Origin of the sequence: Brevibacillus ruminantium, from assembly GCF_023746555.1 — a bacterium.
In the GTDB taxonomy this organism is placed as follows: domain Bacteria; phylum Bacillota; class Bacilli; order Brevibacillales; family Brevibacillaceae; genus Brevibacillus; species Brevibacillus ruminantium.
The window spans coordinates 764,884-787,933 of the sequence record NZ_CP098755.1; the positions used below are offsets into that span (position 1 = coordinate 764,884).

Here is a 23,050-nt window from a genome sequence, read left to right on the forward strand (position 1 = left end):
AATCGGTTCGTATCCAAAAGGTTGGTGACCAGAAATGAACGCGCTTTATGCTGGCGTGCTCTATGTATTTTTGTCCGCAGCAGGCTTTGGCGTCATGTCGATTTTTGCTATTTACGCCTATGAGGCAGGCGTTTCCGTTTCGACCCTGTTGTTTTTGCGCTTTTTGCTGGCAGCTATCCTGTTTTTTGTCTGGATGGCGGTAAAAAGGGAGCCGCTTCGAATCAACCGGAAGCAGGCGCTTGCGCTGTTTTGCCTGGGCGGGGTATTGTACACACTCCAGTCGCGCTGCTTTTTCTCCTCGGTGCAGTACATCCCGGCCTCCATGGCGGCCTTGCTTTTGTACACATTTCCCGTCTATGTGGCGATTCTCAACTATTTCGTCAATAAAGAGCCCCTGCGAAAACAGACGATCGGGGCAATCCTGCTGTCGCTCGCGGGACTTGCTTTGGTTCTCGGTCTCTCGTTTGACGGCGTCCAGCCGCTTGGTGTCGTGCTGGCTTTGGCGGCGGCTGTGATCTATTCCGTTTATTTTATCGTCGGCAATCGCGTCGTCACGGGTCTTTCTCCTTATGTCACCAGTGCGTATGTCTCCCTGTTTGCCACGTTTTCGACGTTTGGACTGGCCCTGAAGGACGGCGGACCGGATTTTGGCTTTGGCATGCAGGGCTGGCTTGCTTTGGGCGGTATCGTCCTGTTCTCCACAATCCTGGCGATGGCTTGTCTGTTTCGAGGCATCCAGCTCATCGGGTCTACGCGGGCCTCTGTCTTGAGTACACTGGAGCCGGTGGTGACGATTGGCTTTTCGGCGATGCTGTTCGGTGAGCGACTGGGCTGGCTCCAGCTTCTGGGCGGTTGCGCCGTGCTGTTGGGGGCGGTTTTGATCGTCACCAGTCAGAGAAAGGTGGAAGAGGGGGCCGGGGCGGGACACGGCGCTTAGTTACCGAGGTGGGGGACACGATACTTCGTTTCCCGAGCTTGCTCTGGTCGCCTGAGGTGAGACACGGATCTTGGTTACCTGAGGTGTTGACACGGTACTTCGTTTCCCGAGACGATCACACAGCTCCTGCCGCCCGAGTCGTGACACCTCTTCTAGTTGCCAGAGGCCGGACGCGTTGGGGGATAGCCGTGCTGGGCACGAAAGCTTTTCCGCTCTTCGGTAAACTCCCACCACTGCTTTTGGCTGTCCGGATAGTCGGCATGGTGGATGACGCAGCGAATCTGATCCTCGACACAAGGATCGATTTGGCAGCCGTAGATAAGCTCCAGCGTATCAATCAGTTCGGCTCCATCCCGGCCGCGAAGCTCGTCCAACGAGTAGTAGCCGAGCCGGACAAGGTCTTCAGCCAGCTTCGGGCCAATGGACGGGATCGTTTGGAATGCCGCAAGCGCGATCAGCTCCCGAGCTCGCTCCACAGAAATCCCCAAAAGGGAGGAGAAGGGCTCGGGGCTTTGCTTTTCGATGTCTGTCAGCCGCAGTTTTGCACGTCTCAGTTGTGTGCGTTCGGCGTGAGTCAACGGCAGCTTCGGCGACTTTGGTTTCTGGGATGTAGGCATGGGAACTCCTCCTTGCTGTTTGGGTAAAAAGCATAAAAAGCTTGAAGATTCTTTGGTTTTTCATCAGTTACCGAAAAGAACACCTAGAATCAATCCAGTCTAGCTTCGGCATCGCCCGGTTCATGCTGCGTTTGGGACAGGATCAGCCAGGCCGCCCCGATCATGCCGGCATCATTTCCCAGCGTGGCGGGCAGAATTTCCGTAGACGCAATGACGTACGGAAAGGGGACGAAGTGACGAAAAGACTGACGCACTTTGGCCAGGAGAAACTCGCCCGCCGCCGCCACACCGCCTCCGATGATCAGCCTGGATGGATTTAAAAGAATCGCCAGATGAGAGAGTGCCAGCCCGAGGTACAGTCCAGCCTGCTCGACAATGGCTGCTGCGCCTGGATCACCCGCTTTGGCTGCCTCCAGGACGTCTCTGGCTTTGATGTCGACCTTGTTTGCCAGCAGTTCGGCGAGAGCGGGACTGACTCCGCTGGCGGCGGCCTCACATCCAGCACGAATAAACGCGGTAGCGGAGGCGTACGTCTCCAGACAGCCTGTCTTGCCACAGTTGCAGAGCGGGCCTCCCTCCGGGGCCATGGAGATATGACCGATCTCACCCGCAATGCCGTTGACGCCTTCGACAATCTGGCCATTGCAGATAATCCCGCCGCCGACACCCGTTCCCAGCGTTATCATGACCATGTCCCGGGCACCTTGGCCCGCTCCCTGCCATCTCTCTCCGAGCGTGGCCGTGTTGGCATCGTTCTCGACTGCTACGGGAAGTCCAGTGGCGGCTGCCAGTTTGTCCCGCAGATGCACCGGGCTTTTCCAGTTCAGATTGACGGCCTCCCGGACGATTCCGTTTTGGGCATCCACTGTTCCCGGTACGCCTACGCCAATTCCGGCTGCATCTCCCCGCTGCAGGCCCTGCCCATCCAGCAGCAGATCCATCATTTCCGCCACTTTTTGCACAATGCCATCCTCACCGTCCGCAACGGGCGTCGCTTCCATCGTTTTGCCAAGCATGGCCCCGTCCCTGCGAAGCAACGCCATTTTAATGGCGGTCCCTCCGATATCTACACCCACCAGCACCTGATTCACAGCAACCCCTCCGTATCCAACAGGTAATCTTTTCCTATCTTAACACGCCCAACAGCGGCATAGCGATTCCCAAAAATGGCTATACAGGATATGATGAGTAGAGAGAACGACAAGAGCGTATAAAGGAAGAAGGGAATGCGTTGAAACGAGCCAGATTAATATACAACCCCAGCTCCGGTCGGGAAATCGTGCGTCGCAATCTGCCGGAGATCCTGGAACTGTTGGAATCGGCCGGGTACGAGACATCATGCTACGCCACCAAAGGTGAATACGATGCCACAGAAGAAGCATCACGCGCTGTGTCTCGTGGCTTTGACGTCATCGTCGCGGCTGGGGGAGACGGTACGATTTACGAGGTAGTCAACGGCATGGCGGAGAAAAAAGCCCGCCCTGCTCTGGGGATCATCCCCTGCGGAACCAGCAATGATTTGGCCCGCGCACTCGACATCCCTCGTTCGATCAAAAGAGCGTGCCGCATCATCTCTTCGGGAAAAAAGAGAAAAGTGGATATCGGCCGGATTAATAACCGGTATTTTATCAATATTGCGGGGGGCGGCTCGCTGACCAACCTGACCTATGAGGTGCCGAGCAAACTGAAAACCGTCATGGGCCAGCTCGCTTACTATGTGAAGGGATTGGAAAAGCTGCCGTTCCTCCATCCCATCCATGTCCGGCTGGAGACAAAAAATGAGGTGCTGGTCGACGAAGAAATCATGATCTTCCTTATCGCCAACAGTCCTTCTATTGGCGGCTTTGAGCGATTGGCCCCGAGCGCAAACCTGGGCGACGGCAAGCTCGACGTCATCGTCGTCAAAAAAGCCAACCTTGGCGATTTCATCCGTTTGGCGACGCAGGCCATACGGGGCGAACACCTCAAGGACCCGCTCATCAAGTACATCCAGACCGATTATTTAAAAGCAACCACGCTCGGCACAGAAAAAGTGCAGCTGAACCTGGACGGAGAGCTGGGCGGCGAGTTGCCCTGTGAAATCAAAGCGCTGCCTGGGCATTTAGAGCTGTTTGTACCTTGAATTCGGGGCTATTTGTAACTAAATTTCGGTCTGTTCATACCCTGAATTTGAAGCTGTTCGTACCCAATACAACCGATTTTTTCGGCTCTGCCCGCTTGCCCGTAACCAACCCTGGCTAGATTGCTGCGGGCAACGTGTTCGGTTACAATTTACGAGAGAAACGCAGGTGTCTATTCGCTGGACGGGGTTGTTCGTCATGCGGCAGCCGCAGCGGGTAAACAGAGAAAAAGGAGCAAGGTTTGTGGCGAAGACAACAAAGAAACGACGCGGAGCGCAGGCGGCGGGGAAAGAACCGCTCGACTTGCCGGTGCGTCTTGGACAAATCATAGAGGTAGAAATAACCGGATTGAGTCACGAAGGAGCAGGTGTAGGCCGTGTAGAAGGCTACACCTTATTTGTGCCGAAAGCGCTGCCGCAGGAGAAAGTCCGTGCCCGTGTCGAGCATGTGAAAAAGAATTTTGGCTTTGCCGAGCTGCTCGAAGTGGTGGAAAAGAGCCCGAGCCGTGCCCTTCCGCCCTGTCCGATCTACGACCGCTGCGGCGGTTGCTCTCTTCAGCATCTCGCTTACGAGGAGCAATTGATTCACAAGCAGCAGATCGTCAAAGACAATCTCCGCCGCATCGGCGGCTTTAAAGTGGAAGGGGAAGAGGCGGTCATCGTCCACCCGACACTGGGCATGAGCGATCCGTGGAGATACCGCAACAAGGCTCAGGTGCCCATTGGGGAGCAGGACGGCGGTTTGGTTGGCGGTTTTTACGCGGAAAAATCACACGAGATTATCGATATGAACGAGTGCCTGATCCAGCATCCGGCCAATGACGAGGCGGTAAACGCCGTAAAGGAGATCGCCTCTCAGTTAAACATAACCCCATACGACGAGAAGAATCACACGGGGCTGCTGCGCCATGTCGTCGTCAAGGTTGGGGCGCGCACCGGCGAGGTCATGGTGGTGCTGGTAACTACCGAGGCGTTTATTCCGCAGCGGGACAAGCTGGTCGAAGAGATCCGCACCAGGCTCTCGGGCGTGAAAAGCATCGTGCACAATATCAATCCCGCCCGCACCAATGTGATTTTTGGTGAGAAAACCGTTACCCTGTGGGGAAGCGACGTCATCTATGATTACATCGGGCCGATCAAATTCGCCATCTCTGCCCGTTCGTTTTATCAGGTAAACCCCGCGCAGACTGAGGTGTTGTACAACAAAACACTGGAGTATGCGGGTGCGACCGGGACGGAGACCGTGATCGACGCTTACTGCGGAATTGGAACCATCTCGCTCTTTTTGGCGCAGAAATCGCGTCATGTGTACGGCGTGGAGATTGTGCCGGAGGCGATTGCGGACGCCAATCGTAATGCGAAGCTGAACGGGATTGAAAACGTGACGTTTGAGACAGGGCCGGCCGAAGTGGTGATCCCGGCCTGGAAGGAACAGGGAATTCGTCCCGATGTGATCGTAGTGGACCCGCCGCGCAAAGGCTGCGACGAGGCGCTGCTCACGACGATTTTGCAGATGAAGCCGCAGCGGGTAGTGTACGTGTCCTGTAATCCATCGACGCTGGCCCGGGATTTGAAGGTGCTGGCGGAGTTGTATGAGGTGAGGGAAGTGCAGCCGGTGGATATGTTTCCGCATACGGGGCATGTGGAGTGCGTAATAGGAATGCAACGAATCGATACGTAGAAATCCTTTATTTTCAACACTTTGCGCGTTTTATGACTTTCACGGCGGACGGCAGCGACTTCAAAAATAAGGTGCTCAAAGACAAAATTGAGGTTTCGGTCGTTTTGGATCTGGATTTGGACGTCGGGTGTGTAGACATGTTTAATGCAGGAGAATAGTTTCGAGAACTGTATAATCGTGGAATACCCAAGAGAACGTTACTTCATCATCGAAGGCGTTCTCTTTTTATATACTAAGAAAGTTCAATAATGTCCAATTTAATTTTCTGTTTAATGAATGTAAATACTGATATTACATGCGATTTAACTTGATTTCATTTTGGTTTGTCCAATCGTGTCCAATATTCATTTTGACTTAAGTGTGGTTGTGAATTATAATGTATTACATAATTAGCTATGAATTGAGGGGAACAAATGAAGTCGGGTTTAATAATTAAATTAATTGAGGCGCATTGTTCAGGAAATGAGGATGCGTTTAAGAAAGCTCTTGAGAATCTGGCAAGTGATGAAGAACGAAAAGGAAATTCTTCATTATCTAATGCTCTTATGAGCGCCTATTCTTACGATAAAAAAAGCAATGTCTCGTTTAACTCGAGTCCGCTGTCCGAAATGTCGTTTTCTGTGCAAAGCGCATTCCCCACTCCTAAAGATAAGGATAGCGCTTTAGAATTGATTGAAGTATTGCAGCCCAAAGTCAAATTGTCTGATGTAGCATTGCCAGAGAAAACGAAAGAAGCTTTGCTTCAAATTATTGAGGAGCAAAAGCAAGCGGAGGAATTGTTAACTAAGGGTGTTTCTCCAACGAATCGGATATTACTTTGTGGACCTCCCGGTTGCGGCAAGACATTAACAGCTAATGCAATTGCAGGAGAAATTGATATTCCGGTCGCTTATGTAAGGCTAGATGGTCTTGTCTCGTCGTATCTTGGTCAGACGGGAACAAATATAAGAAAAATTTTTGAGTTTGTTAAGAACAAACGAATTGTGTTGTTTCTTGATGAATTCGATGCCATAGCTAAAAAAAGGGATGATGCGCACGAATTAGGGGAATTAAAGAGGGTAGTGACAACACTGCTTCAAAATTTGGACTCGATGCCTGTTAACGTGTTTTTAGTTGCGGCAACCAATCATCATCACCTTCTTGATCCAGCAATCTGGAGAAGATTTGATACTTCAATTTTATTAGAACTACCGAATGCACAGCAACGTGAAAGCATTATCACTAAATTTATTAACGAGACACTTGAGCTTTACGAAATGGACATTAAGATCCTTACGACCTTAACAGAAGGAATGAGCGGAGCTCAAGTTGGTACTTTCTTACAGGCTCTAGCCAAATATTGTATTATGCAACACAAAACTAAAATTGTCACAAAAGAAGATATTGCGAATGTATGGGTTAAGCAGTCCTCTCTTTTGATTAGCGAAGACAGTGATGCTTATACTCGTGCCCTATATAAGTTAAATAAAAGTGGCATTTCGATGCGTACACTTGAAGAAATCACAGGGATTTCTAAATCTACTTTGAGTTATCGGTTCAATAAGGAGGAAAAGAGCGATGAGTGATGAGCAGAAAAGTCATTTTTGGATTCCAGATGAGGAAGTTCAACGAGTTGATAAAACCTTAAGAGCGTTGCCAACAAAAAGGAATGTTTCCTTTTCAGAGCATGGTTCCAAACTGAGTCACAGCTTGCAGGCAATAAAGCAAACATTGGAAGCAGTAGCTTCAGACAATTCTTTAGCAGATTCGGATTTGCTTGTATTTAATATCGAGTTGCCTCAGGGGGAGAAGATTCAAGACAAGCAGAGTTTATTTGATTCTAATGGTATGAAGGTAAGAGCTGTTAAAAATGTACGGAGTGCTATCGTGACTTCAACAAGCAGTCAGTTCCAAACGTTAAGAAATCGGGTTGACGCTTATACACGTAATGGCAGTGGAAGAACTTATTTTGATTTTATTGAAGATTTCAAACCATACATTGGTTCCGAAAAGAATTCAAGTGAATTGCGAAAATTAACCGCTTCTGCACAGGTGCCTGTTACCTTAGATATTCAACTTATGCTGATACCAAATTTGGAAAACCATTTGTATCATTCTGCTCTGACGCATCTAATTGAAAAAATAAATGAAACGCGAGGGCATGTCCAGGAATCACCCTATTATTTATCGGATAACACGCCAGTTGTCCGTGCCATAATCCCATCAAATGCATTGACTCGTTTCGAGAACGATTCTGCAATTTATAGAATCGAGAAAACAGATTTTTTTAATGTAGAGACTACTCAAGAGGCCTCTGTTGATATGGGGGAACTTGAGCTTGATCCTAGCGTTAATTTAGAAGAGCTTCCGATTGTCGCTGTCTTGGACTCCGGTGTAATGTTCCCTGAGTCATTATCATCGTTAATCATAAAGAATTGGGTTGCTCCAGACTCTAGTGGAGGAGATAGCGATCATGGAACTAAGGTAGCAAGCCGAGTGGCCTTTAAATATATTAATCAACAGCTATCATCATCAATAATTACCCCTCGTACTAGAATTCTTGACTGCAACATACTCGATGGTAACGTGCCGGTAAATATCTTTATTCAGCGAATACAGGCTGCGGTAAGTGCTCATTCGGATATTGTTAAAATCTATAATTTATCTGCCAACGCTTCCTCCCCTATAGAAGGAGATGAAATGAGTATTATTGGGTATGAACTAGACGCTTTACAATCAAGAACAGGCGTACAGTTTTTTGTATCGGCGGGTAATAATAAGCTTTGGCAAACGGAATTTGGTCTGGAAGATATTTTGGATGATGATGATTCAAGAATATCCGCACCGGCAGATTCGATGCTGTCGGTAGTGGTTGGATCAATTATCGGTGCAGACCACCAAAATAGTCTTTCTCAGAGAAACCAAATTGCACCTTATAGTCGACGCGGACCAGGTTTTCAAGGATTCTCTAGACCGGATTTAAGCGCATATGCAGGAACGATTATTCTGGATGGTAGTGATGCATCCGTACCTAATGATCCATTTTCAATGGTTATTTCAAAAGATGGAAGGTTAATACCTGATGCGGGCACTAGCTTTTCTGCTCCTATTGTAGCAGGTGATTACGCAGAAATACTAAATACGATTCCGGATCGAGATACGCTATTATCGAAAGCGTTGCTTTATCATAATGCAGTTGCTTTGTGGGACGTTGATGGGATGGAGGAAGAGGAACTGACTCTAGCGCATAATCTGTATGGTAGGGGAATTTCCAATGTAGTCGACAGCAAATATTCCTCTCAGTCAAAAGTAACTTTTGTTAGGACAGGCACTTTGAACAGAACTACTAAGGAAAGAGTAACCATATTTATGCCGCAAATTTTGGCAGCCCAGGTTGGACGTAATGTTGCAAAGGTTTCTGTAACATGTGTGTCTAGGCCATCGGTGGATAGAACAAAGGGAACAGAATATTTAGGGGCTTATATACGGGCATCATTAAAGAAAAGTCATGTGGACGGAGTGACATTGCAGCCTGTTCAACAAGACTTCAAAGAAGGACGACAAAAATGGGATGTTTGTCAACAGTTCAGTAAAACCTTTTCTAGATTTAATGCTGGCGACTGGCAGGTCTGGCTTGAACTGTTTTCGCGTTGGGAGGATAAAAATGATGATGTTCCCTATGCCCTTGTTGTTACTATTGAGGATGTCAGCGGTTCGTTAGATGTCTACAGCGAAATTGAAGCTTTAAACAGATATAGAGCACTCAATACAATCCGGTTGAGAATAGATAATTAAAATTTCCGTAGGTTCGCGATCTATTATATGCAAATTGCTTAAATTAAGAAATGCTCAAGAGAACGTCTTCCACTATCGGGGGCGTTCTCTTTTTATAGTGCGCCCAGCATGGGCGATAGCTATAGGGTGGAAGTCCCGAACGGGGGGTGGCTGTCCCAACCGTTAGCTCAAGGCAAGGGTGTCGACCGTGAGGTCGAATCTGAAGGAAGCCAGCGGCAAAATCCCGACCTGAGGTACACGAACCCAATTTGAGGCTGTTGTATTCGGGCGAGTCTGCTAAACAAGACAAAGCCCCATACAGCCAAGGGATACAGCAGTAAACTTGGGCAGGTACATGGGATGAAAGTTATCGTTCTTACCTGGGGAGGTCTGCATGGAACGCCTTCAACTGTTGGTAACCGCCTCCGTAAGGAGGCGCTGAACATGCAGAAGTCAGCAGAGGCCATAGTACCCGAGTAGAGGACGCTTGAATGGGGAAGGGCTGAACATCAAGTCAGCACGCGATCCATGTCTTTTGTTACGATACGTCGAAGCAGAATTCCAGAAAGGAACTACTTTTGAAGAGCAGGGGTGAAGCCCCGAGGGTACAAAAAGAGGGCTGAGTATCGTTCAGCAAACACGGAACCCGCATGTGCGAAGGAAGGAATATCGTTATGGACTTGCTGGAGAAAGTTTTATCACGGGAAAACTTACGGATGGCACTTCAACGAGTAGAAGCAAACAAAGGTGTTGGTGGAGTCGATGGTGTTTCAACCGAACAACTACGCGACTATCTACACGAACACTGGCAAACTATCCGTGAGGAATTGGAAAGAGGAACCTATCGACCTTCACCTGTCCGCAGAGTCGAAATCCCGAAACCTGACGGAGGCGTAAGGTTATTAGGCATTCCCACCGTGGTGGACCGCTTCATCCAGCAAGCCATCCTCCAAGTATTAACACCGATCTTCGATCCCACCTTCTCGGAGTCCAGTTACGGATTTCGCCCGAAACGTAGCGCCCACATGGCAGTAAGGAAAGCGCAAGCGTATATCAGGGAAGGATACAGATTCGTGGTGGACATCGATCTAGAGAAATTCTTTGATCGTGTCAACCATGATATCCTGATGAGCCGCGTGGCTCGTAAAATCCAAGACAAGCGCCTTCTAAAGCTGATTCGATCCTATCTAAACGCAGGTGTCATGATAAAAGGAATCTGTACTACCTCAAGTGAGGGGACACCGCAAGGTGGACCGCTAAGCCCACTATTAGCAAATATCTTGCTTGATGATCTGGATAAGGAATTAGAAAAGAGGGGACATCGCTTTTGTCGCTATGCGGACGATTGCAACGTCTACGTGAAAACAAGACGAGCAGGAGAACGGGTTAAGAAGAGCATGAAAGATTACTTGGAAAAGGTGCTTAGGCTAAAAGTAAATGAGGAGAAAAGTGCGGTGGACCGGCCGTGGAAACGTAAATTCCTTGGCTTTAGTTTTACTTTCGTAAAACAGACAACGGTTCGTATCCACCCAAAATCCCTTCTCAAGTTAAAAGAGAAAATCCGCACGATCACGAATCCAGTGTGGAGTATCTCGCTTGAGGAACGGGTTGAAAGGTTAAACCAGTATCTCATGGGTTGGATTGGATATTTTGCCCTTGCAGACGCAAAGGGAATCTTACAATCCATTGAGGAATGGACAAGGCGTAGGCTCCGTCTTTGCTTGTGGACGCAGTGGAAACGAGTGAGAACCAGATATCGAGAACTCCGTTCTCTTGGTATATCTCACACAAAAGCAATTGAAATTGCAAACACCCGCAAGGGGGCATGGCGTACTACAAAGACTCCGCATATACACAAAGCCCTCGGCATTGCCTACTGGCAACAACAAGGGCTCAAAAGCTTAACACAGCGATATTTTGACATTCGTCAAGCTTGGTGAACCGCCGTATACCGAACGGTACGTACGGTGGTGTGAGAGGACGGGGGTTAGCCACCCCCTCCTACTCGATTAGATACAATTCAAAAAGCCGGTTACTCTGACATGTTCAGCGCAACCGGCTTTTTGCGTGAAAGGAGAAATGTTGGATGACCAAAGTGATTGCCCTCGCCAATCAGAAAGGCGGCGTGGGCAAGACCACAACGGCGGTCAACCTGGGGATCGGTTTGGCAGCCGATGGGAAAAAGGTTTTGCTGGTCGATGCGGACGCGCAAGGCAACCTGACAGATTCGTTAGGGTTCCACGAACCGGATAATCTGTCGGTATCTTTGGCCACATTGCTGGCGAAAACGATGCTGGAAGAATCCTATGAAGCGCGGGAAGGTATTTTGCATCACCATGAAGGCGTTGACCTGATGCCGGGCAACCTTGAACTGTCTGCTGTTGAAGTATCGCTTGTCAACACGATGAGCAGAGAAACGATTTTGCGTTCGTACATCGACTCCGTTAAAGCCGATTACGATTACGTGCTGATCGATTGCATGCCGAGTTTGGGCATGTTGACCATCAACGCGTTGGCGGCAGCGGACAGCGTCATTATCCCCGTTCAGGCACACTATTTGCCCGCCAAGGGAATGACGCAGCTCTTGCAGACCATTGCCCGTGTGCGCAGGCAGATCAATCCGAAATTGGTTTTGGACGGCGTGCTGCTAACGATGGTAGACAGCCGGACGAAATTTGCCAAAGACATTTCCTTCATTCTTCGGCGCGACTACGGCGACAAGCTGCGCGTGTTCAACACCGAAATTCCCCTATCCGTTCGCGCGGCGGAAACAAGCGCCAAGGGGAAAAGCATCTACGTCCATGATCCGGATGGGAAAGCTGCGGGGGCTTATGCCGCCTTTACGAAGGAGGTGCAGAGCATTGGCAGCGAAAGACGACATGCGCGCCAGCATCAAACTGACCACAGTCGCTGATTTATTCTCGACGGAGGAGAGCCGCGCCGACCAGCAGCGGGAAAAGGTGATGGAAATACCATTATCGGAAATCAGCGATTTTCCCGGCCACCCGTTCAAGGTGAAGGCGGATGAAGCGATGCTTGAAATGGCGGACAGCGTGAAGCAATACGGCGTTCTCGTTCCCGGCCTGGTACGTCCGAAGACGGACGGCGGCTACGAAATGGTAGCCGGGCATCGGCGTAAAAAAGCGAGCGAACTGGCGGGCAAGGAAACAATGCCTTGTATCGTCCGCGAACTGGACGACGATCAGGCGACCATCATTATGGTGGACAGCAACCTGCAACGGGAAAATATTTTGCCAAGCGAAAAAGCGTTCGCCTATAAGATGAAGCTGGAAGCAATGAAAAGACAGGCGGGCAGACCGAGCAAAGATAATATGTCCCAAGTTGGGACACAAAAGCGCTCTGATCAATTGTTGGCAGATCAGACAGGCGAAAGTCGCAATCAAATCCAGCGCTATATCCGCCTTACCGAACTGACCCCCTCCATTCTCGAAATGGTGGACGATAAACGAATCGCCTTCAATCCGGCCGTAGAACTTTCATACTTGTCCGAAGAAGAGCAGCAAGCCCTGTACGAAACGATGCAGTCCGAAGACTGCACTCCTTCGCTGGCGCAGGCGCAGCGCATGAAAAAACTGAGTCAGGACGGGCGGCTTAACGTGGATGTCATCTTCTCGATTCTCACAGAGGAGAAGCCGAACCAGAAAGAAAAGATGACCATTCGGCGCGAGCGGATCGACCGTTTCTTTCCGAGGGACTTCACCGAAAAGCAAAAGGAAGACCTGATCGTACAACTGTTGGAAAGCTGGTATAAAAAACGGCAACGGGAACAGGAACGTTAGCATGTATCCTGTTCGGCAGGCACTCAACCCTAGGACGGAGAGCTTTTTTATGCCCATTTTTGGGGAGGCGATTCATGGTGTATTTCACGAAAGGGAGGCGTCGTCAGTATGAACGCCTGATGCAAGAAAAGCCGGGTTTCAATCGCATTGAAGTTTTGGAGGATGAAACCGAGGAACCGCAAACGCGAAACAAGAAATCTCGTGAAGCCGGCCTATCAAAGCGAAGCCGGGGAACGAAGGAAGACCGCAACTTTCCAGGAAAAGAGGACGGACGATGGAAGAAATGAAGCGAATGGTGGACAACTACGAAGTCGTTCAGGCCATCTCCATCGGGAAGGTGGAAGTGCTGCTTGGCATAGACGAAACCAATGCCGAACGTCCGTACATGGTTTGTACCTGCACCCGAAACAATTCGTTGGGTGTCGAGCAATATTACGCGATTGCGGCCGGCGCGGATTATCTTGAGGCCGTGCATGACTTTGTTTCCCGCGTGCAATGGGAGCTGGAGGATCTCAAAGAAGAAAGGGCCAGTGTCAAGGTGCCCCTATCTCCCCTTACCCAAGCCCAATGCCAGCCGAATCGCGAAGACATGCGCATTGACAACCAGGTTGTTGTCATCCGGCCGGAACGGTTGCGACCCGAATATCGCACCGCAGTTAACCAGCTTGTGCTGGCGCTAAGCGGGTTTGGCACCTCTGCCTATTCCCGAGGTCGCGCCGTTTACGTGATCAATCTGTATACCGGTGAGGAGGCTCGCTGGAATCGGGATGATTTTATGGGTCTGATAAACCCGGAGCATATGCCCGCATGGGCGCAAGAAAAGCTGGAGCAGCATCAGGCTGCGACCCAGCAAAAGCAGAAGCTCCGTGACGATGCCCGGTAAAAGTTTCGATAGCAGTTTAAGATTGATTGAGAGGAGACGTGAGCGATGTCGTGGACGTATCGGCACCGCAAGGCACTAATTATCACCACGATCGCTATAAGCGTTTGTTTACTCGTGGCTGCGGTCATATATTCTCTGAAAAAGCAATCGGAGCAAGAGCAGAATCAGCAGCAAATGAAGGAACACTACGAAAGGCAGATCAAGGAACTGAAAACGATAGAGGAACAATCGCGCAGGAACGTCTGGACCGTGGCACGAACCATTCCGGCCGGAGGTACCGTCACGGCGGAGGATCTCCAGTCCGTCCCGATGCCCGCGAGTCTGGTGCCATCCGGGATGATTACTGAACGGGAAGCGGCCATCGGCAAAAGCGCCAAAATCGAATTGCAGCCCGGAACACCGCTGATGTCGTCCATGCTGTACGAGAGCACGCCGATCCCGAAGGATGTGCGGGTGCAGGAGTTTCATGTCATTCAGCTTCCCTCCAATCTGCAAAAGGGACAGTACATCGACGTGCGAATCAACTTCCCGACAGGAGAAGATTATGTCCTGTTAGCGAAGAAGAAAGCGCGGGAGTTGTCAGGAACGGTCATCTGGCTCGAAATGAACGAGAAGGATATTTTGCAAACGTCAAGCGCGATTATCGATGCCTACTTGCAAGGCGCACGGCTGTATGCCCTGCCGTATATCGAGCCGGGATTGCAGGAAGCAGCTGTGGTCAATTATCCCGCAAATCCGAAAGTGCTTGATTTGATGGAACATGATCCGAACCTGCTCGAAAAAGCGACAACCGAGCTTGCCCGCCAGCTTCGCCTGAAACTTGATGACAATCTCAAGGCGATGAGCGAGTCGGACAAACTGCGCGTAACGAGCGGCAGCGTGACGGTTCAGCAGCAACTGCAAAACGAGCGGATCGTCACGCGGCAAGGCAATGCCATGCAAGAAGCGGTTCCATCGCCGCCACCGGCAGGCGCAACGGCTACGGTCGATCACGAACCGCCAGCCGCGCAACCGCTGCCTTACCCTTCCGCTCCGACAACGACGAATGAAGATCAACCGGAAGCGTCCGCGGAGCCAGCGCCATCAACGCCAGCATCGCCGTCGGAAGCGCCTGCCAGCACGGATAAATTGAAGCAAATTTTTAATCAGTGAAGGAGGCTGTCATGAAAAAAGTCGTGTTTTTCGGCGCGCCGGACAAAAGCCATCTGCTTCTCGTGCTAGGCAAGCTGCTCACGGCGATGGAGCGAAAGGTGCTGATCGTGGATTCCACCCTTGCCCAGTCCATGCAAGGCTATTTGCCGCAAGTAGAATTCGGCTATTCGCTGCGGGAGTTTGAAGGCATCGATGTGGCGACCGGGTTCATCACGCCAGCGCAACTGGAGCGTTGCCTGCTTCAAGCCGGTGGCGAAACAGCATACGATGTCATGCTGCTCGACACCGATCACACCGAATTTGTGAAAGGACGGGAGTTGCCGGGCTATGACAAGCGGGTTTGGTGCAGCAATTATCGTCGGCTCGGTATGCAAATCAACGCGAATCTGATGCAGCGGCTGTGCCTTCACGAAGCGGAGGGCCAGCCGCTCTCGTTTTACAAACTGATTACCCCTACCTTGCCGATCGCCATACCTGAGTCGTATATCGATTTGCTGCTGCCGCAGCAGGCTGTACGCTGGGAGGAGGCCGTGTTCCGCTTTCCGCTGGACGAACGGGATATGTCGGTCGAACTGGACAACCAGCATCATGGCCGCATCGATATCAGGCGGCTGTCAGGGGTGTATCGCCGGAACGTGCTGGACATGCTGCAACAGTTGTTTGAATGCGATGCCAAAACGGCCCGGCGGGCATGGGTGCGTGCGCGAAAGCGTGCGTGAGGCCGGTAAAGTTGCACGAAAGGAGATGAAGCAATGGGTTTTACCGTGGTGTTCTGGAGTCCGGTTTCGGGACAAGCCGGTACGACGAGCAACCTGATCGCCTCCGCCGCGCTGCTTGGACTTGAATACTCCTCCCGTCTTTTGCTGCTTGGGCATTTGCAAAGCGAATACGCGGTCATCGAACGCAGCTTTTACCCGAGACGGACCTGGATGAGCAAAGCGGACGCTCCGCCTGACGCGGGTATCGATGCGCTGCTCAGGCTCTTGCAGAACCGCAAGCTGGAACCGAACAGGTTGCGGGATTACACGCTGCCGCTACTCGCCGACCGACTCGACATCCTTCCGGGATCGAACAAGCCGGATGCATCGTTTGTTTCCGCCGCACAGGACTGGCTTACGCCTCTTTTGGAACTGACAAGGCGCGCTTACGATCTGGTATTGCTGGACGGCGGAAGCGGCAAGCTGTCGGCGTGGACAGAGGGGCTGCTGCGTCAGGCGGATTTGCTGGTCGTCTGTCTGCCGCAAAACGCGCTCAAGCTGGAGCAGGTTTTTCCGCTGGTGGAGGCGCAGCTTCAGTCCAACCGGAAGCATTTGCTTGTATTCGGACAATACGATCCTCGCTCCGCTTTGACCGTTCAAAATATCAAGCGCCAGTTCCATCGGCGGGAGCCTGCGCACCCGATTGTCCATAATACGGGCTGGCTGGATGCGACCCAGCAAGGAGAAGCCGTCCGTTTTTTATTTCGCAACCGACAGGTGCCGCGCGGTCATGAAAACGATCCTTTTATGCAACAAGTGCGGGCATTGGCGCAGGCGATCATCAACAACGCCGGACTGAACAAGCCTCTTTTCGGCGGGAAGGAGGACGATGACCGATGATGTTCGCGCTGAACGGTTTGCTTCTGGCGGGCATCCTCATCGCGATTGGCGTCTTGCTCTATTTACGTATGAGCCGCCGCTTGCCGGAGCAGCCGGACGAAAAACCGGTCTACACGCTGGAAGCGATGACCAAGTTCGTGAAAGAGGCGCTGCACGAGATGACGAGCAGCAACCTGATCGACTTCGGCTTGTCGGAAGAAGAATACCGCCGCCGCAAAAACAAGCGCGCGGAACTGAAGAAAGCGCTGCGGGGCTGCACGTCCGGAGATTTGCGGGACAAGGCGTATGTGAAGCAGGTAATCGCTGATTTGCTCGAGCAGCGCTATACTTTTGACGATAATAACCTGAATCGGCTTCTGCCGTTTGACGATCCGAAAGACTTGTCGCCGCAAGATCAGTTTGACATCCTGCTCTATCTGTTTAAGAAACAACATCGTTTGAGAGCGCTGGACGAGCTCATCCGCCAATACGAACTGGACCGCCCCAAACGGAGCATGGAAGACGAGGAGACCGAGTCGTACCGGGTTACCGCCGACGAAATCCGCGACATCTACAAGCGGGAAGCGCGCAAGCTGTCTGCCGAGGACAAAACGCAGATCGTTGTGCAACGGATCTACCAGCATTACAAAGGGTTTAGCGTCATCGACGAAATCCGCGACATGAAAATCGACGGCGTATCGGGCGGTGTCTCCGGCATCCCCCCAGCGATGTGGGAAGGCGAATGGAGTCTGGAGGAAGAAGCGCAGCTGCGCGAGGTGCCAAGGTCGCACGACAGCGTGTGGCTGTTTTATAAAGGGAAATCCATTCATTTGAGCTTTCTGTCCTTCGGCTCGGAGCAGGAACTGAGACGCGTGTGCCAGAACGTGTACAAACATAATTTCCCCGGCCAATTGTCCGAGGCGAACGGCTTTAAGGTGAACGAAATGGCCGATGGCTCCCGCGTCGTCGTGCTGCGCCCCCGGTTCAGCGAATCGTGGGCTTTTTTTGTGCGCAAATTCGATGTGCAAAACGCCACGCTGGAACAATTGATCCAGGACGACAATGCGGAGCTGCCCATCGGACTGATTCGATATCTGGTCATGGGCGAGCGCATAACGGCCATCACCGGCGCGCAGGGCAGCGGCAAAACGACGCTCTTGATGGCGATGGTGCGCTACATTCCGGCCATCTTGCCGATACGGGTGCAGGAAATGAGCTTTGAGCTTCAGCTTCGGAAAATATACCGGGAACGCAACATTTTAAGCTTGCGGGAAACGGAAACGATCTCCGGGCAGGACGGGCTGGACATCCAGAAAAAAACGGACGGCTCGGTCAATATTTTGGGAGAAGTGGCGACCGACCCGGTTGCGGCCTGGATGGTGCAGATGGCGCAGGTCGCTTCGCTGTTCACCTTGTTTACGCATCATGCCAAAACGTTCCGCGATCTCGTCTATTCGCTGCGCAACTCGTTGCTGAAGACAAGGGTGTTTACAAACGAAAAAGTGGCCGAGCAGCAGGTCGTCAGCGTCATCAACTTCGACATTCACCTCAGGCGGGACGCGGACGGACATCGCTACATCGAACGGATTACCGAATGCGTCCCGGTGGAGCAGGAAACGGCCTACCCGGAGACGTTCCGCCACAAAACGACGACCGAGGAGAAAATGACGGCGTTCATGGAGACGATGCTGGAATATTTCCGCCGCTCGACGGACCGCCCGCTTTACGTCGCGCGGAACGTCATCGAATACCGAGACGGACGCTATGTCGCCGTTCATCCGTTGTCCGAGCGAAGCCGCAAGGAAATCGCCGCATGCCTCGCCGGGCCGGACCTGGCGGCGTTCGAGGCGTTTTTGGCGGTTCACTGGGGGGATAGCGATGAAGATTGAATGGCTGTCCCTACTATTCGGCGCAGCGACGGTATTGTTCCTAGCGATGGTAGCGGCGTTTCAATGGGTAACCCGTCACGGTTCGGACGCGGAGGCCGTTCGGCAGTATGAAGCGTTGCGCAAACCGGGCAAAGCCCGCAAGAAGCAAGCGCTGCATAGCATTATGCAGCAGTTGTATCGCCTATGCGAACGCGTGCCGATTCTGCGCGCTTATTTGCACCATATTCGCAAACGAATGACCATTCTCCAGCTTGGCGACGAATGGAAGCTGCGGCTGGAGACGATGAAGTCGGCGCTCCTCATATGGGGCGTGCTGCTCGCGGCGGCTGTTCCGCTGGCGCTCGGCGTGCGCGACCCGGCCACGCTCGGCATGATTGGCATCGGCTTCTGGGTTGGCCACGGGATCTTTTCGGACAACCTGGTCCATCGGCTGGAGACGCGACTGCTTCGGCAACTCCGGCATTTTTTCTCGGATGTGCGTCATCATTATCATCGTCATGGCATGGTGGAAGAAGCCATTTATGAAGCGGCGGACGGCGCGCCGTATGAGATGGCGCTGCACGGACACGAAATATACGAAGTGCTCACGGCAAGCGACGCCGAGCAGCGGCTGGCGCAGTATATCGAAAGCGCGCCGAACCGGTATTTGCAGGGCTTGGCCGGGCTGTCGCATCTGGTGAAGGAATACGGCGACAAACGAACCGCAGCCGGTTCCGTGTACTTGAAGGCGCTCGGGAAGCTCGCGACCGAACTGAATCTGGAATTGCTGCGCCGCGAGCGCCTCGGCTTCCTGCTGCAAGGACTGACCGCCATCGCGCTGTTGCCGCTGCTGTTTACCCGGCCGATCGAAGCTTGGGCCAGCCATTACTTTCCGGCTATGGACGCCTTTTATGCGAGCACGACCGGCTGGATCGTGAAAATCGGCCTGATGGCGGTCGTATGGCTGTCCTACGTCCTGCTGCGGAACATTCAGGAGCTGGACGCGAGTCCAAAACCAACCGGCCGAAAAAGATGGGAGAAACGGGTTTACGAATGGCCGTGGATGCGCTGGCTTGTGCATCGTTTCGGTCCCGCCCCCGGTTCCCGAGAAGCTGACCGCATGGTCAAGCTGCTTAAAGACACCGCATCGTCGCTTCGGCTGGAATGGCTCTATGTACAGCGCATCGTGGCGGGGGGCATGGCTTTTCTGGCTGTGCTCGGGATGTTTATGGCGCTTCATGCCGCAAGCCGGCATCAAATCCTGCATGCGCCGGTAAAGCCGGGCATCCTGTTCGGCCAACTTTCGCCGGAGGAGGAAGCCAAGGCGCGCGAGGCGGCGGCGCTCGATCGCCGCATCATCCATCGCGCAAAGGAGGTGAAGCACCTCACCGAAGAAACGGTGATGGCCCTGCTCCGCAGCGAAACGCCGATGACGGGCCAGGACGATCAGCTTCGCGCCGCGGCTCGGCGCATTATGGGCAAGCTCACGAAGCTGGACAATCAGTATGTGAAGTGGTGGGAAGCGCTCCTCGCCGCTCTCGCGGGATGGGGCGGCTACGCCATGCCGGTTGGCGTTCGATTGTTCCAGCGGCGCATGCGGCAGATGGAGATGAAGCATGAAGTGGATCAACTGCATGCCGTCATCGCCATGCTGGCGGATATGGACCGGATGTCGGTCGAGCATCTGCTCATCTGGATCGAACAGTTTGCCCGCGTGTTCAAGGAACCGCTGCAAACCTGCTTGCTCCATTTCGAACAGGGCGCGGATCAGGCGCTGGCGCAGCTGAAAGAGGATGCGCCGTTTGTGCCGTTCGTCCGCACGGTGGAAAAGCTGGAACTGGCGGCGCAAAGTTTGCCGATTCGGGAAGCGTTCGACGACCTGGAGTCGGAACAGGCTTACGCGCAGGAGCAGCGTAAACAGGAGTACGAGCAATTGATCGAGCAAAAGGCAGGCTGGGGAAAATGGATCGGGTTTGCGCCGATGATGGCCCTCATTTTCGGCTATCTGGTCATTCCTCTCGTCATCGTCAGCTTGCACCAGATGTCCATTTACTACGAACAGCTTCAGCGCATTCAGTAAACGGACATGTTGCGGCGCTTTCCAAATGGGAAGTGACTTTTTATTTCGAATTTCATTTGAAGGAGAGATCGGTTCATGTCCAACGCGCAAAAAGCACTCGTGATGGCGGCGGGCATTTTCCTTGCCATCGCGCTCATTACCCTCGCCGTCGTATTGTTTATTTCCGCGCAAGACTCCACCAAGGCGGCGCAAAGCAATTTCAGCAATATCCAGACGGAACTGTCGCAAACGGCGTTTACGGTGTACGACAACACGATGTTGTCGGGCAGTCAGGTGGTCAACGCGCTGCGCAAGTTCAGCGATCAGGATCAGTTCGGCATCCAGATTGTCACCGGGAAAAATCCGGCGGGTCAGTGGTATGGCAAGGTGATCAACACGGGTGTTCCGATCGACAGCGTGACTTACGGCTCAGTGGTTGGTGAAGCGCCGGGGCAACTGAGCCATGCGCTCGATGAAGCGAATATCAACTACGTCAATCCGAGCGGCAAATTTCGGGCGCAACTGGTGCATGACAGAAGCAACGTCATTCGCGGCATTGTGTTTCGGCAGCAGTAAGCGTCCGTACTGACATCACAACGCTGATGGGGCGTCCTTTCGGGTATAGACGGACGCCCCGGCGTTTTCAAGGAGGAAGCCGATGGAACATGCCCCCAGAACGATGCTGGAAATGAGTGTGGCCTGTCTTCTCTTTCTGATGGCCGTAACGAGCGGACTGCTGCTCTTTCAAACCGGGGCCGCGCTGAACGCCACCGCCTATGTGTCGGGAAAGTCGCTGGATCGCAACGTGCAGATGGCGTTTTCGCCGATTGCCGGCGACGGCACCGTATCCGGCGCAGAGGTAGCGCAATCCGTTGCCCGGTTGGAGACGGGAGACGCGGAAATTGTGGTGGACGGCGTTCGATACGCGCCGCCGGTCGATCGGGACCCGTTCGTCCCCGCCGGCATTCGCCTGAATGCCCGGTATACGGCAGTCACCCAGCGGGATGCGTCCGGGCGGCTGCTGCGCCTCATTTTCGCTTTACGCTAAGGAGAATGCCATGAACAGTTTCTCGAAAGTTTTCGCGGTGCTCATTGCCGTTCTTTTGCTCTACCTCTACCCTATTTCCGCAGCCTTCGACCAGCAGGACGATATTTCGGAACTGGTCGTATTGAAAGCGACGACAACGTTTGTGGATGCGGTGCGGGACAAAGGCTTTGTGTCGCCGACCATGTACAACGACTTTATGGAGGCGATTGCGGCAACGGGCAACACCTTCGATGTGCAAATGGAACACGGCAGCAAAAAGTATGTGCCGGTTTACGACGACCCGACAAGGCCGGACACGTTTCGGGGCAGCTACGAAGTGCACTACGACAAGTTTTACAACGCGCAGATTTTGCCTGTTCTGTTCCCGAACAGCGCGGCCGCAAAAGACGATCCGGCGAGACGCTACAAGCTGCGGGTCGGCGATACATTTGCGGTCACGGTTAAAAATACGAACCGGACTCCCGGCACGATCCTGTTCGATTTTCTGAACCAGGCCATCAGTCCGAACGAAAAAATCTTCATTCCTTACGGCGGGGTGGTGCGCAATGAGGCTGATTGAATGGGCCATTGTCGGGGCGCTCATTTTCCTGCCGTTTGCGACCGTGAACCGGATTGAAGTCGAAACGCAGCGGAAGGCGCTATTGACCGAGCTGCGCTATAACGCCGCGCTGGATGCCGCGGTGGATGACGCAGCGCGGATGTTGACCGTCAATGCGAATCAGCAGCGGGAGACGCAATACGAATCGGCCAAGCGGGTGGCGCTGAACAAGGACGAAGCGATTGCCGCTTTTTATCGGACGCTGTACGCAAGCTTCGGCATTGCCGACGATCCCGTTGCCCAAGGCGTACTGGGTCGGTATATCCCGGCTATTGCGGTGATTGGTTACGACGGTTTCTACGTCTATGCCGAGGAGGAGTGGACGGGAGCCGACGGGAACACGGAACGGAAACCGGTTTGGGGAGCGAAGAAGCCGTATGCCTACGCCGATTCATCGGGCAACAGCCTTTCGTTCACGCTGGACGATTTCGTCCTCGCTTACGATGCGGACAGCCGGAGCTGGCACGAAGGCTTGCGGGCCGACGTTAGGCATCAGACGAACATTGCGCTATTAAAGGATGCGGAGCGATTTGAGCAGGTGCGCCGGAGCACCATCGTCCGCGCAATTGAAGACGAACTCGCCTACCGGATCAACAAACACAACGAATCGGTTTCCCGATACGGCTTTTCTTACACCTTCACGCTGCCGACCATTTCGCAGGAGGAATGGCACAATACCGTGGATGACGTCGGGGTGCTTGCCTTTATCCAAGGCATTCCGATGGGAGGCAAGTTTTACAACAACTATGCGCTCGGCGGAAGCCGCGTGCTCAAAAAGCCGGAGATTGTCGGAGCCAGGAAAGGAAGCATGAAAGTGTATTATCGCAGCACATGCGACTTTACTTATCCGGTGGAAGAGACGTTTTCCAGCGAAAAAGCGGCCGCGCAAAAAGGCTATATGCCGCTGGGCTGTCCTGACTCGCCATCTTAACGAGACGGCGGTGATTTCGGAAAGTGG

21 protein-coding genes are annotated in these 23,050 nt (G+C 52.7%); 19 read left to right on the plus strand and 2 right to left on the minus strand.

Annotated features, from left to right (window positions below; translation table 11 throughout):
- The first annotated feature begins 34 nt into the window (after nucleotides 1-34).
- On the plus strand, nucleotides 35-937 hold the full coding sequence (locus NDK47_RS03930) for a DMT family transporter (protein WP_251873612.1): 903 nt from the start codon (nucleotides 35-37) through the stop codon (nucleotides 935-937).
- Between the two features lie 152 nt (nucleotides 938-1,089).
- Here the strand turns inward: NDK47_RS03930 and NDK47_RS03935 are convergent, their stop codons facing one another.
- Together NDK47_RS03935 and NDK47_RS03940 are read right to left on the minus strand one after the other, a co-directional pair.
- Entirely contained in the window at nucleotides 1,090-1,554 is a 465-nt protein-coding gene (locus tag NDK47_RS03935; protein ID WP_251873613.1) for a helix-hairpin-helix domain-containing protein, read from the minus strand.
- Nucleotides 1,555-1,643: 89 nt separating this feature from the next.
- Nucleotides 1,644-2,645: an ROK family glucokinase gene (locus NDK47_RS03940; RefSeq protein ID WP_251873614.1), complete on the minus strand. Its 1,002-nt coding sequence runs from the start codon at nucleotides 2,643-2,645 to the stop codon at nucleotides 1,644-1,646.
- Between the two features lie 140 nt (nucleotides 2,646-2,785).
- Between NDK47_RS03940 and NDK47_RS03945 the strand changes: the two genes are divergently transcribed.
- From NDK47_RS03945 to NDK47_RS04030, 18 genes are all read left to right on the plus strand, one after another.
- Nucleotides 2,786-3,676 carry a diacylglycerol kinase gene (locus tag NDK47_RS03945; RefSeq protein ID WP_251873615.1) on the plus strand — a complete coding sequence of 297 codons (891 nt, stop codon included), beginning with the start codon at nucleotides 2,786-2,788 and terminating at the stop codon, nucleotides 3,674-3,676.
- 241 nt (nucleotides 3,677-3,917) lie between these two features.
- Nucleotides 3,918-5,354 (plus strand): 23S rRNA (uracil(1939)-C(5))-methyltransferase RlmD, encoded by a 1,437-nt coding sequence (gene rlmD, locus NDK47_RS03950; protein ID WP_251875971.1) that lies wholly within the window; start codon nucleotides 3,918-3,920, stop codon nucleotides 5,352-5,354.
- A gap of 413 nt (nucleotides 5,355-5,767) precedes the next feature.
- A complete protein-coding gene (locus NDK47_RS03955) occupies nucleotides 5,768-6,919 on the plus strand; it encodes an AAA family ATPase (protein WP_251873616.1) in 1,152 nt (383 codons plus the stop codon).
- Nucleotides 6,912-9,128: a S8 family peptidase gene (locus NDK47_RS03960; protein WP_251873617.1), complete on the plus strand. Its 2,217-nt coding sequence runs from the start codon at nucleotides 6,912-6,914 to the stop codon at nucleotides 9,126-9,128. The genes NDK47_RS03955 and NDK47_RS03960 overlap by 8 nt, the downstream gene beginning before the upstream one ends.
- A 653-nt stretch (nucleotides 9,129-9,781) precedes the next feature.
- Nucleotides 9,782-11,047, plus strand: a complete 1,266-nt coding sequence (gene ltrA / locus NDK47_RS03965; protein WP_251871428.1) for a group II intron reverse transcriptase/maturase — start codon at nucleotides 9,782-9,784, stop codon at nucleotides 11,045-11,047.
- 146 nt (nucleotides 11,048-11,193) lie between these two features.
- Complete coding sequence (locus NDK47_RS03970) at nucleotides 11,194-12,021, plus strand: ParA family protein (RefSeq protein WP_251873618.1); 828 nt, start codon at nucleotides 11,194-11,196, stop codon at nucleotides 12,019-12,021.
- Nucleotides 11,969-12,907, plus strand: a complete 939-nt coding sequence (locus NDK47_RS03975) for a ParB/RepB/Spo0J family partition protein (RefSeq protein ID WP_456151383.1) — start codon at nucleotides 11,969-11,971, stop codon at nucleotides 12,905-12,907. The genes NDK47_RS03970 and NDK47_RS03975 overlap by 53 nt, the downstream gene beginning before the upstream one ends.
- 74 nt (nucleotides 12,908-12,981) lie before the next feature.
- Nucleotides 12,982-13,194: a hypothetical protein gene (locus tag NDK47_RS03980; RefSeq protein WP_124331911.1), complete on the plus strand. Its 213-nt coding sequence runs from the start codon at nucleotides 12,982-12,984 to the stop codon at nucleotides 13,192-13,194.
- A complete protein-coding gene (locus NDK47_RS03985) occupies nucleotides 13,182-13,790 on the plus strand; it encodes a hypothetical protein (protein ID WP_251873619.1) in 609 nt (202 codons plus the stop codon). The genes NDK47_RS03980 and NDK47_RS03985 overlap by 13 nt, the downstream gene beginning before the upstream one ends.
- A gap of 45 nt (nucleotides 13,791-13,835) precedes the next feature.
- Nucleotides 13,836-14,942 carry an SAF domain-containing protein gene (locus tag NDK47_RS03990; protein ID WP_251873620.1) on the plus strand — a complete coding sequence of 369 codons (1,107 nt, stop codon included), beginning with the start codon at nucleotides 13,836-13,838 and terminating at the stop codon, nucleotides 14,940-14,942.
- An 11-nt stretch (nucleotides 14,943-14,953) separates the two neighbouring features.
- Nucleotides 14,954-15,661: a hypothetical protein gene (locus NDK47_RS03995; protein WP_124331908.1), complete on the plus strand. Its 708-nt coding sequence runs from the start codon at nucleotides 14,954-14,956 to the stop codon at nucleotides 15,659-15,661.
- 33 nt (nucleotides 15,662-15,694) lie between these two features.
- Nucleotides 15,695-16,540, plus strand: coding sequence for a CpaE/TadZ family protein (locus tag NDK47_RS04000; protein ID WP_251873621.1), 846 nt, complete (start codon nucleotides 15,695-15,697; stop codon nucleotides 16,538-16,540).
- Entirely contained in the window at nucleotides 16,537-18,408 is a 1,872-nt protein-coding gene (locus NDK47_RS04005) for an ATPase, T2SS/T4P/T4SS family (RefSeq protein ID WP_251873622.1), read from the plus strand. The genes NDK47_RS04000 and NDK47_RS04005 overlap by 4 nt, the downstream gene beginning before the upstream one ends.
- A complete protein-coding gene (locus NDK47_RS04010) occupies nucleotides 18,398-20,467 on the plus strand; it encodes a hypothetical protein (RefSeq protein WP_251873623.1) in 2,070 nt (689 codons plus the stop codon). The genes NDK47_RS04005 and NDK47_RS04010 overlap by 11 nt, the downstream gene beginning before the upstream one ends.
- 75 nt (nucleotides 20,468-20,542) lie before the next feature.
- Nucleotides 20,543-21,022, plus strand: a complete 480-nt coding sequence (locus NDK47_RS04015; protein ID WP_227277942.1) for an ABC transporter permease — start codon at nucleotides 20,543-20,545, stop codon at nucleotides 21,020-21,022.
- Nucleotides 21,023-21,104: 82 nt separating this feature from the next.
- A complete protein-coding gene (locus NDK47_RS04020; protein ID WP_227277943.1) occupies nucleotides 21,105-21,494 on the plus strand; it encodes a hypothetical protein in 390 nt (129 codons plus the stop codon).
- Between the two features lie 10 nt (nucleotides 21,495-21,504).
- A complete protein-coding gene (locus NDK47_RS04025; RefSeq protein WP_227277944.1) occupies nucleotides 21,505-22,053 on the plus strand; it encodes a hypothetical protein in 549 nt (182 codons plus the stop codon).
- The gene (locus NDK47_RS04030) at nucleotides 22,040-23,023 is read left to right on the plus strand and encodes a hypothetical protein (protein WP_124331903.1); all 984 of its coding nucleotides are present in this window, start codon (nucleotides 22,040-22,042) and stop codon (nucleotides 23,021-23,023) included. The genes NDK47_RS04025 and NDK47_RS04030 overlap by 14 nt, the downstream gene beginning before the upstream one ends.
- The last annotated feature ends 27 nt before the right edge of the window (nucleotides 23,024-23,050 follow it).